A 15,791-nucleotide genomic window follows, 5' to 3' on the forward strand; every position below is an offset into this window, starting at 1 on the left:
ATTCAAAACATTCCGGGGCGCAGCGCAGCGACCGAGGGGCTACTCCACCCCTGCCCCGTTACCGAAACAGGACCAGCGCGCCGGGTGACCAGGACACGCGGGTGCGCGTGCCGACATCGAGCACCGGGCGCCCGAACACATTGCGCATCGAGATCCGCACCGGCTTTTCCATCCCGTCGAGCCGCACGTCATAATAGGTCATGTCGCCGTAATAGACGACCTCGTCAATCGTGCCCGCGGCTTCGCGATCGCTCGCCTGCTGGCCTTCATACAGAAGCGTCAGCGTCTCGGGCCGGAAACCGACCGCCGCGCTATCCCCGGTGGGCGCGGCCGAGACTTGCGATGTCGAGACGTCGAGCACCCCGAGACCCGCCACTTCGGCGCTGATCAGATCGCCGCTTTCGCCGGTCACCTTCGCGGGCAGGAAGTTCATCACGCCGATGAAATCGGCCACGCGGCGCGAATTGGGGCGGCGGTAGAGCGTCTCTGGATCGGCAAGCTGGGCAATCTCGCCCTCAAACATCACGGCGATCCGGTCGGACATGACCAGCGCCTCTTCCTGATCGTGGGTGACGAGCACGAAGGTGATGCCCACCTCGCGTTGCAGCTTGATCAGTTCGACCTGCATCTGCTCGCGGATCTTGCGGTCGAGCGCGGAGAGCGGCTCGTCCAGAAGCAGCACCTTCGGCTTCAGGATCAGCGCGCGCGCCAGCGCCACACGTTGGCGCTGCCCGCCCGAGAGCGCATGGGCCGCGCGCGCGCCATAGCCCTTCAGCCCCACCATCTCGAGCGATTCCTCGACCAGCTTGTCCTTCTCGGCCTTCGAGCGCGGATCGCGGCGCAGCCCGAAGCCCACGTTCTGCGCCACCGTCAGATGCGGGAAGATCGCGTAGGACTGGAACACCATATTGGTCGGCCGCTTGTTCGCGGGCACGCCGGCCATGTCCTTGCCGTCGATCAGAACCGCGCCCGAAGAGATATCCTCGAACCCCGCGATGGTGCGCAGAAGCGTGGTCTTGCCGCAGCCCGAGGGGCCCAGAAGCGAGAAGAACTCACCCGCGCGGATCTCGGCCGAGATGCCGCGCAGCGCGTGATAATCGCCGTAATATTTGTGAACGTCTCGGAAGGCGATCATCGGGTTATCTGTCACAGGAAACCTCCGGTATCCTTTGCGCCGGTCCGCTTGATGCCGCGGCGGCGGAAGAACTCGGCCACGCTCAGAAGCAGGATCGAGGCCGCGACGAGGCAGGTGCCAAGCGCCATGATGACCGGGATCGCGCTCGGGAAACGCAGCTGGGAAAAGATGTAGGTGGGCAACGTCGGTTGGTTGCCCGCGAGGAAGAAGGCCACGATGAACTCATCCAGAGAGATCGTGAACGAGATCAGGAAAGCCGAGATGATGCCCGGCATCACCAGCGGCAACACGATCAGGCGGAAGGTGGACATCCGGGTCTCTCCCAGATCCACCGCCGCCTCTTCGAGCGACTGATCGAGCGTGGCGAACGCCGTTTGCAGCACCGCGATCGCGTAAGGCAGCGCGATGATCACATGGCCAAGGATCACCGTCCCGATCGAGAGGTTCACGCGCAGCACCTCGAGCATCACCAGAAGCAGCGACATCCCCATCAGAATGTCAGGCAGCACCATCGGCAGCATGATCAGCCCCATGATCCCGCCCTTCGCGCGAAACTTGTAGCGCGTCGAGGCGCGGGCCGCGAAAACCGCGAGGATCGTCGCACCCGCCGAAGAGGTCAGGGCGATGATCAGCGAGTTCGTCAGAGCGTGGCGCAGCGTGTCGTTCTCGGCCATCTTCGCGAACCAGTCGGTCGTGAAGCCCTTCAGCGGGAAGGCGATGATCGTGCCGTCGTTGAAAGCGAAAAGCGGCAACAGGAAGATCGGCGCATAAAGGAAGATCAGGTAGGCCAGTGCGTAGATCTTGAGCGAGGGAAATTTCATGCGCGGCTCACTTTCCGACCTTGAGGAAGCGGCGGTTGAGCCACAGGAATACCAGCGCCAGGGCGGCGACCACGAGGAGCGAACTGACCGCGATGGCCGACCCCAGCGGTCGGTTGTCCAAAGGCAGCATCTGCGCCTGAATGAGGTTCGCCACCATCGGCATCTTGCCGCCCCCGATCAGCTCGGGCGTGACGTAGTCGCCGACCGTCGGGATGAAGACGATCAGGGTCGCGGCGACCACGCCCGGCATCGCCAGAGGCAGGGTCACCCGCAGGAAGGTGCGCCAACGGCTCTCACCCAGATCCTGCCCGGCCTCCAGCAGCGAGCGGTCGATCTTCTCGAGGCTGACAAAGATCGGCAGGATCGCGAAAGGCGCATAGGCATGGGCCAGCGTCAGCGCGATCGCCCCCACCGAATTGAGCATCTGCAGCGGGTCCGCGATCAGCCCGTTCGGGCCGATGATCCCGATCCCCTCCAGCGCCGAATTGATCACGCCGTTATAGCCGAGGATCACTTTCCACAGGAACACGCGGATCAGATACGAGGTCCAGAACGGAATGGTGATCAGAAAGATCCAGCGCGCCTTCTGGTTCGGCGCGAGTCCGAAGCTCAGGTAATAGGCAATCGGGAAGGCCAGCCCCACAGTGACCAGCGTCACCAGCCCCGCCACGAACAGCGACCGCACCAGAATCACGCGAAAGATCGGATCGGACCAGGTCGCGAGGTAATTCTGCAGGGTGAATTCGTGAATCACCGTGAGATAGCCATCCTTGAAGAAGGAATAGGCCAGGATCGTCGCGAGGGGCGCGGCCAACAAAAGAAGGGCGTAGATCGCGGGCGGAGAAATCAGCGCATAGCCCTGTGCCGCGTCGCTGCGCAACCAGCTCTCACCTTTAGCGGCCATGCATGTCTCCCTTTTCGCGCCCTTTGCAGGCGCCATCCGGGGGCCACGAAAGCACAAGGGCGCGGGCGTGAAAAGGGGCCATGCCCATCACGCGAGCGCGAGACAGGCAGCTGCCGCAATTTTGTGCACTCAGACCGGCAGGTCGTCCGGCATCCGATCGAGAAGCCCGGTCAGCGTGCGCAAGGCCGACCTGAAACGTTCTTCGGGGGCGGACCCTGCCATCGCGATCCGCACCGCATTGGGCGCCTGCCCGTCCTGCACGACATATTCATCGGCCGAGCGCAGCAAGACGCCCTCGGCCTCGGCCATGCGCGCAAAGCTCGACGCGCGCCATCCGAGCGGTAGCTTGAGCCAGAGGAAGCTCAACCCCGGCAGCCAGGAGATGTCCTGCCCGCCAAGCGCCTGCACCGTCATCTGCAAGCGCCGTCCCATTTCCTCCTGCGCGGCATAGCGCAGCCGCATCGCCTCGCCGCTGTCGAAGAGACGCGCCACCATATCGGTGATCGGGCGCGCGAGGCCGAAGAAGGAATGTTGCGCCGCTAGCCGCCCCACCTCGCCCATGCCCTCAGGGGCGGCGACGATGCCAAACCGCATCCCGGCCGAGATAGTCTTGGAGAGCGACGTCACATGCCAGCAGCGTTCAGGCGCGATCACGCGCAGGCTGGGCAGGCCCGTCACGGGGGCCGTGTAGCAATCATCCTCGATGATCTGGAGGTCGTGGCGGCGCGCGACCTCGGCCAGCGCCATCCGGCGCGCCTCGTCCATGCGCCCGGCGGTCGGGTTCTGCGCATCCGGGGTGATGCAGACGATCTGCCCGCGATAGCGGCGGCAGGCGGCATCGAGCGCCTCCGGGATCATCCCCTGCTCATCGATCGCGACCGGATGGATCTCGGCACGGTTGAGCCGCGCGGCATGGCGAAAGCCCGGATAGGCCAGCTCTTCGATGAAAACGCCGGGACGGTCGCCGCGCAGACAGGTCTGCATCACGAGATTGATCCCGTTCTGCCCGCCATGGGTCAGCACCAGATCGTCTGCACTCAACTCGGCATGGAGCGAACAATCCCTCGGGAACCAGTCGAGCACCGCCTCGCGGCAATAGGCGTCGCGACGCAGGCCGGGATATTGCAGATAGGTCTTGCCGATATCGCGCGCCGCTTCCTGCATCGCCCAGGCCAGCGCCTTGGTCTGGCCGACATCGGGAAGTTGCGGCGAGCGCAGATCGACGACGCGGTCGGGCTCACGCTCCACCTCTTCGCCGGTCTGGCGATACAAAGGTTCGCGCGGGCCGAGTCGCTGATTTTGTGTCGATACAAATGTACCCCGACCGACCTGCGCATCGAGCAGCCCTTCCTGCGTCGCGATCTGGTAACCCCGCGCCACGGTGCCCGGAGTGACCCCGAGTTTCCACGCCAAGTCCCTGACCGTAGGCAATTTTGTTCCGGGCGGAAGATCGCCGCGGCGGATCCCTTCGCGCAAGGCGCGCACGAGAGCGAGGTATTTCGGGCCACTCAGTTTAGCGAGCTCGGGGGACCAGCTTGTATCAGTCACAATATTTCTCTGGCTGCGCAAATCGACACAATGTATCCATCTTATACCAAAGGAACACAGATTGTATCAATACAGAAAGGCCCTGCAATGTTGACCCTGTCGCGGACCCGTCCCGCCATCGCCCGTCACGGCTCGCTCAGCCTGATCGCGCGCGTCGCGCGCGTCCTCGAAACCCGCCGCTCCCGCGCGGCTCTGGGGAAACTTGACGCGCGCCTTCTGCAAGACATCGGAATCAGCCGGGCCGAGGCCCAGCGAGAAGAGCGCCGCTTCCTGTGACGCGGGCGATCCGGGCATTCCCCTGAACGGATCGTCATCTATCTGGCCGGGCAATGCGCCCGGCCTTTTTTTGACTGTGATCGCGGTGGTCACCAAGCGCGGCCGATCTGCCCTGCGGTTGGCGAACCGTCCCGGAGCGCGATTATCCGTGCGCGTCGTGCAACGAACGTGGCCGTCCCGAAAGAGACGGCCGTACGGGACGATAATCGGCTCTTTCGAGAAGATCTGCGCGTTTTGCCAGCAAATCGGCGCGAGCGATTTGTTCGAGCGCGGCGATGCTTTCGGGCGTCGGGCGAAAGCTCTCTGCCCAAACACCCTCGCCCAGGATCAATTCGTGCCGATCGAAAAGCAGCTGGAGATAGCGGACGCCCTCGTGAGGTGTGATCTCTTCGATACCGTCCATCCCGACGAGATCGCGCGCCATCACCATCGCCTCGCCCTGCCCATCATGGAAAACCGACAGCAAATGATGGCTGGGCGAAACGATCAGGTCGCGCAGCGGCTGATCGGGGCCAAGCGCCCCAGCCCGCACCCGCACCGGACGCAACAGTGGATTGAGCGCGAGATCGCGCGCGCTGAAGGTTCGCTCGCCGATCCAGCGAAGAACCTGAACCCCGTTGTCGCGGGTCAGGAGCCGTGCACCGGGCACGAGATCTCCGGCCCGGCAGGCGCCACTCTCGGTGGCGAGAAGCGTGTCGGGCGTGAAACAGGGAATTGCAGCGACGAAATCACGGATCGGCGCTTCGAAAAGCGCCGCGCCCCGAGCATCAAACCCCGCGATCCGCCCTTCCAGATATTCGTAATCCGCAAAGTCGAGTCGCAGATCGACAAGCTCTTCACGGGCCCGCCGCGTAAATCCGACTGCGGGAGAGCGCCCGATCGTGGTTTCGAAGATGTCACGAATTCCGATCATCTTTCGGCCCTCCCCAGCCTCTCTGGTTCCCGATTTCGCCATGCTATGGCGCGGTGGTCTATAAAAAGAAGCAAATACGCCCGCTTTTCGCCCGAAATTGCGAAAACAGAGTGTTTCGCTCGAGGAAACCCTCACGCCGTCCCAACATGGAAACGCCCGGGGAAATCTCCCGGGCGCCCCGTTTTCTCGTTCACCCGCGCAGCAGCACCGCCGCCTCGTGCCGCTTGAGCGTCTTGCGCGCGGCATGGTAATCGCTGCGCCCCTTTTCGGTTTGCAGATCCGGGAAGAGCTCGAAGATCTCCTGCCGCTGCGCATTCCCCAAACCGCCAAGCGCCTGGTCGCCAGGCTGGAAGCTCTCGGTCCATGAGCCGTTGGCGAGGACGACCTCGTGACGGTCGAACATGAAGTGCAGGTAGCTGGCACCAAGCGTCTCGACGGTCGAGACGCCTTCATTCGCCACAAGGTGCTTGGCCGCGACAAGAACCTCGTGCTCTTCGAAATAGAGCGCGGTCATGTCATTGGCGACCAGCATGCGGTGGTTCGGCGAGACCAGCATGTCGCGCTCGGGCAGATCGTTGCCAAGCGACCCGGCCCGGATCAGCACCGGCTTGAGATGCGGCGCGCGGGCGAGCTGCTCGCGCGTCATGTCGGCACGGCCCGCCCAGCGGATCGCCTGGATGCCGTTGTCGCGGGTGAGCACCTTGTCACCCTCGCGCAGCAGCTCGACCGGAACCTCGCCCTTCGGCGTCGCGACCAGCGTACCGGGAGTGAAGCAGGGAATGATCTGCTCCATGTTCGAGAACGCGAGCGTGCCCGTCACATTGCCGTCGCCATCGAGGAAGCTCACCGTACCCGCATAGGTCGTCGGGTCGGTCATGTAGCTGTCGACGCGCAGAGGACCTGCGCCGCGCAGATCGAGCGTATCCCAGTCGTCGCCGCCCTCGCCGCCATCAAGCGTGTCGCCCGCGCCGTTCTCGGGCGCATCCACGAAGAAGAAGTCGCGATCATCCCCGCCAAACGCATAGTCCGCACCGGTGCCGCCAAGCAGCGTGTCGCTGCCGGTGCCGCCGTCGAGACTGTCCGAGCCGTCGCCGCCGAGCAGGCTGTCATCGCCCGCATCTCCCATCAGCGTATCGTCGTCGATCCCGCCATCGAGCGTATCGTTGCCATTTCCGCCCGAGATCCAGTCGTCGTCATCCTCGCCGAAGATCACGTCGTTGCCGTCATTGCCTTCGGCCGAGTCATTGCCCGCGCCGCCGATCATCGAATCCGCCGCATTGCCGCCGATCAGCGTGTCATTGCCCTCGCCACCGTCGAGCAGATCCTCGCGCGGGCCGCCAAGCAGACGATCGTCGCCGGCATCGCCATAAAGCGTATCGCCATCCTGACCCGCATCGAGCGTGTCATTCCCGTCGCCGCCATGCAGCGTGTCGTCTCCCGCTCCGCCCGAGAGGTAATCATCCCCATCGCCGCCATAGAGGTCATCATTGCCCTCGCGACCGGCCAGCGTGTCATTGCCGCCTTGACCATAGATCACGTCATCGCCAAGACCGCCGTCGAGGCTGTCATCGCCCGGCTCGCCCGTTCCGTCGAAGACCGGAACGGCCTCGCACTGGATGTCGGTGATGGTGATCTTCTGATCGGTGGCCCCGCCATTGGCATAGGCGATGGTGATCTTCGCCGTCGGGTGCGCGATCTCGACGAGCACCGAGCCGATCGCGTCATCCGGGCCAAGATAGCCGGTATCCTGATCGCCCGCGGTGATCGTATAGGTGCCATCGCCATTGTCGGTGACGGTTTGATTGCCGGAGGGTGTGATCGTGATGTCGACCGGGTTGCCATCGGCGTCGAGCGCCGAGAGCGTCACCACGTCGATATGGTCGTCGCAGCTATCCGAGCGGTCGATATCATTGATCCGGAAAGCGACGTTCTGCACTTCGCCGGTGTAATCGGGATTGTCCGACGAGAAGCTCAGCACCGTCGTCGAGGTCGGGTCGATCCCGCCCTCGCCACCGCAGCCGTAAAGCTCGAGCGCGGAATTGCTGTCGAAGGTCTCGCCCGGAGCGACATATTGCGTCGAGGAGACGAATTTCGCGGTCGCGCCAAAATCCTGCGAGGTGAAATCGAAGGTGACCTTGGTATCGCCGAGATCGACGGTCTGGTCCGTCAGGGTGCCGCAATAATCGTGCAGATCGCCCCAGTCGACGGTTTGCGAGACCGGATCGGCGACGGGTCCGTCGGATGTATTGCCATCCCCCCAGATCGTATCGTTGCCCGCGCCACCGTTGATCGTGTCGTTGCCGCCCTCGCCATACAGAAGATCGTTGCCATCGCCCCCATCGACCGAGTCATTGCCCGCGCCTGCGTAAACTGTGTCATTTCCGTCGCCCGCAAGGATGATGTCGTCGTTGCCGACCTGCCCGGGAAGGATCGCGTCGTTATGGTCGACCATGTCGCCCTGCGGATCGCCCGTGTAGGCCACGTCGATCAGATCGTCACCGGCGGTGCCTTCCACGATACCGTCGAGCTCGGGCTCCTCGACGGTGAGCGTGACAGTCGCCCAGTCATAGCCGCCATGGCCGTCCGAGATCTGGTAATAGAAGGTATCTGGCCCGAAATAGTCTGGATCGGGCGTGTAGGTGATGGTTCCGTCCGCATTGAGCGTCACCGACCCATGGGCCGGATCGGTCACCTGGCACACACGGATCGGGTCGCAATCGGGATCGCTGTCATTGGCCAGAACGTTGATCACGACCGAGCTGTTGTAGCTCACTGTTGCCAAGTCGTCCCTGGCATATGGGTCATGATTGCAGAACGAATAATACGTCATCCCGTACTCTCCTTGGCCTCCCGCCGCTGTCCCGGCCGGTGCGCCTTGTTTCCCCGATCCCGCGGCGCGAACTGGCAGCGCCGAAATGATTTCCCGGACCTCGCGATCCGGTGATGTTTCGTGAAACGGGATATGGCTTGCTCACACAGGCGCAGCCGCTGACAGACGGCTCGGATTGCTCCGAGGTCTCGCAATTGTCGGTCGGATTGACGGTTTGTCCCCACGTAATCCTGGCAGCACCTGGTGAGGTCTCGCGCTGAAGCCCCCTTCACTGGCCACCCCCATGGCCAAGTTGCCCCCCAAGTCGGGCATGGCCACAATCTGCCCGCGCCTCCGCCACAAAGAAAGGGAAATTTGCCTTGTTCTTGCCTCATTTGCGCGGATTGCCCGCAAAATAAGCAGCAATCGCCGCAGTGCGGAAAGTCGTTGAAAAGCCATATTGTTTCGATTTGAAACTCGGCCGGTTGGCAATTCCGCAGTGTAGAAGCCTGAAATGGGGAGGTTTTTCGCATCATCGACATGATTTGTCGCGTTTCGCAAAAGCCGGTTCGCCCACTTTGTTCCACGTTCTGCAACAATGCTGGACTTCAATCGTTTCCAAGTCGCACGCAATCGTGCGCCTTATTCTTGCCATCAATCCGCCCGGATTGTTCCCGATCGCGCTCCAAAATCAGAGAGATACGCGGTTTGTTCTCCCCGATGCCGCTGCATCACGTCGAATCACCATTCGGTAATTTCAATTGAGGCAAATGGGATGAAACGAGCCCGTATGCGATGCGGCAGGTCTCTGCCCGCCCCAAGGCAAATTGCGCCCTCACGAGCGGTGAACGGACCTGATTTGCTACCGGACTATGGTCACAAAAACGCCGACAGACCCCGCCAACCCGCCAGCGCGCCTGAAAACGCCATCACCCCGATTGCCAGCATCCTGTATTGCCCATGGTTGAGGCGCGCGAAGGCACGCGTGCCCGCCCACGTCCCGAGCGCGAGTGCCGGAATCGACACCACCGTCAGCCAGAGGGTCCTCGCGTCGATCGCTCCGGCCAATGCCAAGCCCGGTGTCGCCATCAGCGCGGCAAAGAAAAAGAACAGCAAAAGCGACGCGCGGGTCTGCACGGAACTGGTGCCCGCCCCGAGGTAATAGGCGACCGCGGGCGGTCCCGGCATCGCGGCAAGCCCGGAGAACGCACCCGAAGCGATCCCCGCCGCGATGGCCAGCCCGCCATGGGGATGCGCATGGGTCGGGCGATAGCGCACCAGAACCACGAGCCCTGCGAGCACCACCACTGCGATGATCACCCGCGCCGCATCCGGGCTGAGCGCGGTGAGCGCAAAGATGCCCAGCGGCGTGCCCAGCAACGCCCCCGCCGTCAGACGCATCAGCGAGGGCATATGCGCGTCACCCCTGAGCGCGAAAATATCGCGCAGCCCCACCGCGACCTGCAACAAAACCGCGAGGGCGACCGCCTCGATCGGGGGCAGCAAAAGCGACACGATCGGAACCGCCGCGAGCGCGAACCCGAACCCCGCCACCCCGCGCAGGAAGGCCGAAACGAAAACAGCGCCGATCACGAGCGCCGTGGTCGCGCTCAGCATTGCCGCGCCTCGGATTTGGCTTGCGCGATCCGTGCCGCACAGCCCGCGGAGCAAAAGGCGATCAGACCCTCGACCGAGGCCTGTGGGCCCTTCGTCGCGGCCAGTGCCGCGACGCGCCATTCCGACGTCAGAAAGGCCAGCAGGGCCGCGACCGAATAGACGAAGCCTTCCGCGACAACCGAACAGCGCACGCCCGGATAGAGCGCGCAGATCTCCTCGATGAAGCGTTGTGCGGTCGGATCGAAGAGATCGGCCGAAATATCGGCCCAGGCCGGATCGGCCGAGACCATCGCCACGAGCCGCGCATAGGCCAGCCATTGCGGATCGCTGCCCGCAGCCTTCGCCAAGTAAGGCCGGAAGAAACACTCAAGGATCACATCGAGGCTGAGCGCCCCCTGCCCCTTCGCACCCGCAAGCGCTTCGAGACGAAGCTGGGTCAGTTCCTCGGCGCGCCGCTCGACGACTTCGCGAAACAGGGCCTCTTTCGAGCCCCCGTGATGGTTCACCAGACCCAGCGGCACTTCGGCCAGGGCAGCGATGTCTCGCACCTTCGCCCCCTCGAATCCATCCCGCGCGAACACGGTTTCCGCCGCATCGAGAATCCGTGAGCGACTCGCGAGCGAACGCTTCGACGGAGCCCTAAGCCTGTGTTTATCGGTCGTCTTTCTCGTCATCGCATCGGGGCTTGCTTATTTTGAACAATGGTTCAATTTAAGAATGTCTGGGAGGAGACGCAACATGACAAATACGAGGGGCACGTTCGCCCTGATCGGCGCGGGCCCGATGGGTCTGGCCGCGGCCAAGGTGCTGGGCGAACAGGGAGTGGAGTATCAGGGGTTCGAGCTGCACAGCGATGTGGGCGGGCTCTGGGACATTGAGGGCGCGCGCTCGACAATGTATGAAAGCGCGCATCTGATTTCGTCCAAGCGGATGACGGAATTTGCCGATTTCCCGATGCGCGAGGACGTGGCCGAATACCCGAGCCACCGCGAGATGGCGCGCTATTTCCGCGATTTCGCCGATCACTTCGACATCCGCCCCCATTATCGCTTTGGCGCAGAGGTGACGAAGGTTGAGCCGTTGGGCGGCGATGGCGAGGGCTGGCGGGTCAACTGGCGCGATGCCGAGGGCGAGCATTCGGAGATCTATGCGGGCGTGCTGATCGCCAATGGCACGCTCTCCGAGCCGAACATGCCGGAGTTTCCCGGTCAGTTCGACGGCGAGTTGATCCATTCCTCGGCCTATCGCGATCCGTCGCAATTCAACGGCAAGCGCGTGCTCGTCGTGGGTGCAGGCAATTCGGGCTGCGACATCGCGGTGGACGCGATCCATCACGGGCAAAGCTGCGATCTGTCGATGCGGCGCGGTTATTATTTCGTGCCGAAATATGTCTTCGGCAAACCCGCCGACACGCTGGGCGGCGCGATCAAGCTGCCGATGTGGCTCAAGCGCAGGATCGACGGCGCGCTGCTGAAATGGTTCGTGGGCGATCCGCAGAAATACGGGTTTCCCGAACCCGATTACAAACTCTACGAGAGCCATCCGATCGTGAACTCGCTCGTGCTGTTTCACGCAGGCCATGGCGATCTGAAAGTGCGCCCGGATATCGAGCGGCTCGACGGCAAGACGGTTCATTTCAAGGACGGCTCGCAGGCGGATTACGACATGATCCTCGCAGCGACCGGCTACAAGCTGCACTACCCCTTCATCGCGCCCGAGCTGTTGAACTGGCAAGGCGACGCGCCGCATCTTTTTCTTAACGCGATGCATCCCCAGCGCGACGACCTCTTCGTGCTTGGCATGCTGGAGGCGAGCGGGCTCGGCTGGCAGGGCCGTCACGAGCAGGCCGAGATGGTGGCGCGCTACATTCGCGGGCTGCGCGACGGCACCGAGGCCGCGAAGCGCCTGAAGGCGAAGAAAGCCGAAGGGTTCGAGCGCGCAACCGGCGGCATGGCCTATCTCAAGCTCGCACGGATGGCCTATTACGTGGACAAGGCGACCTATCGCAAGGCGGTCACCGGCTGGATCAAGGCGCTCGGCGGGAAGACCGCGGCATGACCGGGCTCGACGCGGTCCGGCTGAATTTCAGCCCCGGCGCCCTGCATCTGCTCAATGCGATCCTCGGAATCGTCATGTTCTCGGTCGCGATCGACCTCAGCCCCCGCGATTTCCGCCCGCTGGTGCGCAAACCTTGGGCGCTGATCGTGGGGTTTGCCTCGCAATTCCTGGTGTTGCCCGCGCTGACCTTCGGGCTGGTGCTTGCGCTCAAGCCCAGCCCCTCGATCGCGCTCGGGCTGATCCTCGTCGCGGCCTGCCCGGGCGGGAATGTCTCGAACTTCTTCACCCACCGGGCGGGTGGGAACACGGCGCTGTCTGTCTCGCTGACAGCCTTCGCCACGGTGGCCGCGATCGTGCTGACGCCGTTCAACATCGCGTTCTGGGGGAGCCTTTACGCGCCGACCCGCGCACTGCTGCATGCAACCCATATCGACCCGATGAGCGTCGCGTTCACCGTGGGCGTGATGCTTCTGCTGCCGCTCATCGCCGGGATTGCGCTGAACCATTACCGCTACGATCTGACGACGCGCATTCGCGACCCGTTGAAATGGGTGTCGATGGCGATCTTCGTGGCGTTCGTGGCGCTCTCACTCAGCGCCAACTGGTCCTATTTCGTGCAATTCGTCGGGCTGATCGCGGGGATGGTGGTGATGCACAACGCTCTGGCCTTCGCGGGCGGTTACGGCACGGCGACGCTCGCGCGGCTCTCGCCTTATGACCGGCGCGCGATCACGATCGAGACTGGCATTCAGAATTCCGGCCTCGGGCTGGTGCTGATCTTCGCCTTCTTCGGGGGGCTGGGTGGCATGGCGATCGTCGCCGCCTTCTGGGGGATCTGGCACATCATCGCCGGGTTCACGATCTCGACTGTCATGAGCCGAAAGGAGGCCGCGCGATGACCCGGATCCTGATCACCGGTGCCAGCGGCATGATCGGCCGCGTGCTGACAACCGAGCTGGCCGAGAGCGGTCACGAGGTCATCGCGACCGATCTTGCGGCCACGAATACGCTGCCGGAGGGCGTGGATTTCATGGAGATGGATGTCACGACGGACGCGCCTGCCCGCGTGATCTCGCAGGTACGCCCCGAGGTGATCGTGCATCTCGCCTCCATCGTGACCCCCCGCCCCGGCATGGGGCGCGAACTGGCTTACAAGGTCGATGTGGAAGGCACGAGGAAAGTGTTGGAGGCGGCTCTGGAAAACGGCGTGCGGCGGCTCGTCGTGACCTCGTCGGGCGCGGCCTATGGCTATCATGCCGACAATCCCGTGCCGCTGCGCGAGAGCGATCCGGTGCGCGGCAACCCCGAGTTCGCCTATGCCGATCACAAGCGGCAGGTCGAGGAGATGCTGGCTGAGGCGCGCGCCACCCACCCCGCTCTCGAGCAGGTCGTTCTGCGGGTGGGCACGGTTCTGGGCAAAGGCACAGAGAACCAGATCACGGCGCTCTTTCGAAAACCGCACTTGCTCGCGATCCGGGGCAGCGAGAGCCCCTTCGTCTTCATCTGGACCCGCGATCTCGCGCGTATCCTGATGCGCGCTGCGACCGACGGCCCACCCGGCATCTTCAATGTCGCGGGCGATGGCGCGCTGGGGGTGGCGGACCTCGCACGGCGTCTGGGTAAACCTGTGCGCCGCTTGCCCGCGCTTGCCATCAAGGCGGCGCTGGCCATCGCTCATCCCCTCGGCCTCAGCCGTTACGGACCGGAACAAGTGCGCTTCCTGCAATACCGCCCCGTGCTCGCCAACGACGCACTCAAGGAGGTCTTCGGCTACACGCCCGAGCTGACCAGCGCCGAGGTCTTCGAACTCTGGGCCCGCGAGGCAGGGCTATGAGCGCGCAGGTCGCGGTAATCTCGGGCGGCGCCGGGGGGCTTGGGCAGGCCCTTTCGGCGGCACTGCGATCGGAGGGCTGGCAAGTTGTGCTGCTCGACCGGGACATTTCGGGGCTGTCGGCCACGTCAGGAGAAGAGGCCATTGCCTGCAACCTGACCGATCCGGCGCAACTTGCCAGCGCCTGCAATGACATCCGTGCGCGACACACCCGGATCGACCTCGTGATCTATAATGCGGGCGTCACCCAGATCGGGCCGTTCGCGGATCTGACCGACTCCGCGCATCGCAAAGTGTTCGAAATCAACTACTTCGCCGCAACGGCAATGGCGCGTCATTTCCTCGAGCCGCTACGGCAAAGCCACGGCACCCATCTTGCGATTTCCTCGGTCGCGGGGTTTTCACCGCTTCATCACCGCACCGTCTATGCGGCCTCGAAACATGCGCTCGAAGGTTTTTTCAAATCGCTGCGCTCCGAAGAGGCGCCGTATGGCGTCCGCGTCCAGATCGCAGCCCCGTCTTTCGTCGCGACGAATATCGGTCGCGAGGGATGCGAGCCCGGTGGCATCGCCCGACCGGGATCGGCCCCCGACGGGGTGGATTACATGACGCCCGAGGCGGCCGCGCGCGAAATCCTGAAGGGGCTGAAGGCGGGACGCCCGATGATCCCCGTCGGGCGCGTCGCACGGCTGTCCTGGTGGATCAACGGTCTCTCGCCACGGCTTTTCCAGCGGCTGATGGAGCGCTCGATCGCGAAGACCGGGACCGGTTGAGCGGCGCGGCGCGTGTGCTTGCTTTGAGGATGACTGGTGCCCGAGGTCGGACTCGAACCGACACGCCTTGCGGCGGCGGATTTTGAATCCGCTGCGTCTACCATTCCGCCACTCGGGCCCAGTTCCCGTCCTCTAGCGCGCTGTTTCGGCGCTGGCAAGCACCCTCAGAGGTTGCGCACCGAAAACGTGTCGCATTGCTTGAGATCGCCGCTCTGATAGCCGCGCTCGAACCAGCGTTGGCGCTGGGCGGAGCTGCCATGGGTGAAGCTGTCGGGCATGGGCACGCGGCCGGCATTGCGCTGGAGCGTATCATCCCCGATCCGCGCCGCCGCGTTCATGGCCTCGCCGATATCGCCCGGTTCGATCGAGCCGAATTGCTCCTGCGCCTGTCGCGCCCAGATCCCCGAGAAGCAATCAGCCTGCAACTCGATGCGCACCGAAAGCGCGTTCGACTGGGCCTCCGAGCTTTGCGCGCGGATCTGGTTGACCTTGCCCAGAATGCCCAGTTCGTCCTGAACATGGTGGGCGACCTCGTGGGCAACGACATAAGCGGCAGCGAAATCGCCCTTCGCGCCAAGCTGCTGGCTGAGCGTGTCGAAGAAGGCCGTGTCGAGATAGACCTTCTTGTCGCCCGGACAGTAGAACGGCCCCGTCGCGCCGCTCGCGTTGCCGCAAGAGGATCGCGTGATGCCGCTGTAAAGCACCAGCGTCACCGGGTGGTATTGCCGCCCGAGCTCGTCGCGGAAAATCCCGTCCCAGACATCCTCTGTATCAGCCAGCGTCACGGAGACGAAATCTCCCATCGCCTTCTCGCGTTCGCTCAGCTCGCCCGATTGCGTCACGACAGGTCCCGACGTCGTCGTGCCCTCTAGAAGCGGCGTAAGATCGACCCCGAGGAAATAGGCGATCACGACGATTGCCACGACACCCAGCCCTCCGCCGCCGAGCCGGATCGCTCCGCCACCCGCAGAGCGCTGCCCGCGCCGGTCCTCGATATTGCGGCTGCCCCGCCGTCCACGCCATTGCATCGCACCGACCTCCTGTCCCGATTTCGTGAAGATTAGCGAAAGCGTGACAAAAGCAAAGACCATCAACGCCCTCTTCGC

14 protein-coding genes and 1 tRNA gene are annotated in these 15,791 nt (G+C 63.7%); 5 read left to right on the forward strand and 10 right to left on the reverse strand.

Annotation, left to right across the window (positions count from 1 at the left end):
• Nucleotides 1–58 precede the first annotated feature (58 nt).
• From BMG00_RS00660 to BMG00_RS00675, 4 genes are all read right to left on the reverse strand, one after another.
• Nucleotides 59–1,135 carry an ABC transporter ATP-binding protein gene (locus BMG00_RS00660; protein WP_078527507.1) on the reverse strand — a complete coding sequence of 359 codons (1,077 nt, stop codon included), beginning with the start codon at nucleotides 1,133–1,135 and terminating at the stop codon, nucleotides 59–61.
• 11 nt (nucleotides 1,136–1,146) lie between these two features.
• A complete protein-coding gene (locus tag BMG00_RS00665; RefSeq protein WP_078527509.1) occupies nucleotides 1,147–1,956 on the reverse strand; it encodes an ABC transporter permease in 810 nt (269 codons plus the stop codon).
• 7 nt (nucleotides 1,957–1,963) lie between these two features.
• Complete coding sequence (locus tag BMG00_RS00670) at nucleotides 1,964–2,860, reverse strand: ABC transporter permease (protein WP_078527511.1); 897 nt, start codon at nucleotides 2,858–2,860, stop codon at nucleotides 1,964–1,966.
• Between the two features lie 129 nt (nucleotides 2,861–2,989).
• Nucleotides 2,990–4,408 (reverse strand): aminotransferase-like domain-containing protein, encoded by a 1,419-nt coding sequence (locus tag BMG00_RS00675; RefSeq protein ID WP_078527513.1) that lies wholly within the window; start codon nucleotides 4,406–4,408, stop codon nucleotides 2,990–2,992.
• A gap of 87 nt (nucleotides 4,409–4,495) precedes the next feature.
• Between BMG00_RS00675 and BMG00_RS00680 the strand changes: the two genes are divergently transcribed.
• Complete coding sequence (locus BMG00_RS00680) at nucleotides 4,496–4,684, forward strand: DUF1127 domain-containing protein (RefSeq protein WP_146642517.1); 189 nt, start codon at nucleotides 4,496–4,498, stop codon at nucleotides 4,682–4,684.
• 142 nt (nucleotides 4,685–4,826) lie between these two features.
• Here the strand turns inward: BMG00_RS00680 and BMG00_RS00685 are convergent, their stop codons facing one another.
• The 4 genes from BMG00_RS00685 to BMG00_RS00700 form a co-directional block, all read right to left on the reverse strand.
• On the reverse strand, nucleotides 4,827–5,597 hold the full coding sequence (locus BMG00_RS00685; protein WP_158521657.1) for a Hint domain-containing protein: 771 nt from the start codon (nucleotides 5,595–5,597) through the stop codon (nucleotides 4,827–4,829).
• A 190-nt stretch (nucleotides 5,598–5,787) separates the two neighbouring features.
• On the reverse strand, nucleotides 5,788–8,427 hold the full coding sequence (locus tag BMG00_RS00690) for a Hint domain-containing protein (RefSeq protein WP_281251056.1): 2,640 nt from the start codon (nucleotides 8,425–8,427) through the stop codon (nucleotides 5,788–5,790).
• 855 nt (nucleotides 8,428–9,282) lie between these two features.
• Nucleotides 9,283–10,023 (reverse strand): sulfite exporter TauE/SafE family protein, encoded by a 741-nt coding sequence (locus BMG00_RS00695; RefSeq protein ID WP_078573079.1) that lies wholly within the window; start codon nucleotides 10,021–10,023, stop codon nucleotides 9,283–9,285.
• Complete coding sequence (locus tag BMG00_RS00700) at nucleotides 10,017–10,697, reverse strand: TetR/AcrR family transcriptional regulator (protein ID WP_078573080.1); 681 nt, start codon at nucleotides 10,695–10,697, stop codon at nucleotides 10,017–10,019. The genes BMG00_RS00695 and BMG00_RS00700 overlap by 7 nt, the downstream gene beginning before the upstream one ends.
• 64 nt (nucleotides 10,698–10,761) lie before the next feature.
• Here BMG00_RS00700 and BMG00_RS00705 point away from each other — a divergent pair, with 64 nt between their 5' ends.
• Genes BMG00_RS00705 through BMG00_RS00720 form a run of 4 tightly spaced genes read left to right on the forward strand, consistent with a single transcriptional unit; the run spans nucleotide 10,762 to nucleotide 14,685 of the window.
• Nucleotides 10,762–12,081: a flavin-containing monooxygenase gene (locus tag BMG00_RS00705; protein ID WP_078573081.1), complete on the forward strand. Its 1,320-nt coding sequence runs from the start codon at nucleotides 10,762–10,764 to the stop codon at nucleotides 12,079–12,081.
• The gene (locus BMG00_RS00710; protein WP_078573082.1) at nucleotides 12,078–12,980 is read left to right on the forward strand and encodes a bile acid:sodium symporter family protein; all 903 of its coding nucleotides are present in this window, start codon (nucleotides 12,078–12,080) and stop codon (nucleotides 12,978–12,980) included. The genes BMG00_RS00705 and BMG00_RS00710 overlap by 4 nt, the downstream gene beginning before the upstream one ends.
• Nucleotides 12,977–13,915, forward strand: coding sequence for an SDR family oxidoreductase (locus tag BMG00_RS00715; RefSeq protein WP_078573083.1), 939 nt, complete (start codon nucleotides 12,977–12,979; stop codon nucleotides 13,913–13,915). The genes BMG00_RS00710 and BMG00_RS00715 overlap by 4 nt, the downstream gene beginning before the upstream one ends.
• On the forward strand, nucleotides 13,912–14,685 hold the full coding sequence (locus BMG00_RS00720) for an SDR family NAD(P)-dependent oxidoreductase (RefSeq protein ID WP_078573084.1): 774 nt from the start codon (nucleotides 13,912–13,914) through the stop codon (nucleotides 14,683–14,685). Before BMG00_RS00715 ends, BMG00_RS00720 begins: the two co-directional genes overlap by 4 nt.
• A gap of 34 nt (nucleotides 14,686–14,719) precedes the next feature.
• Here BMG00_RS00720 and BMG00_RS00725 read toward each other — a convergent pair.
• Nucleotides 14,720–14,803: transfer RNA gene (locus BMG00_RS00725), tRNA-Leu, on the reverse strand.
• Between the two features lie 46 nt (nucleotides 14,804–14,849).
• A complete protein-coding gene (ypfJ, locus tag BMG00_RS00730) occupies nucleotides 14,850–15,713 on the reverse strand; it encodes a KPN_02809 family neutral zinc metallopeptidase (RefSeq protein ID WP_078528103.1) in 864 nt (287 codons plus the stop codon).
• Between the last annotated feature and the right edge of the window lie 78 nt (nucleotides 15,714–15,791).

The sequence above is a fragment of the Thioclava marina genome, from assembly GCF_002020135.1.
GTDB classification, from domain to species: Bacteria; Pseudomonadota; Alphaproteobacteria; order Rhodobacterales; family Rhodobacteraceae; genus Thioclava; species Thioclava marina.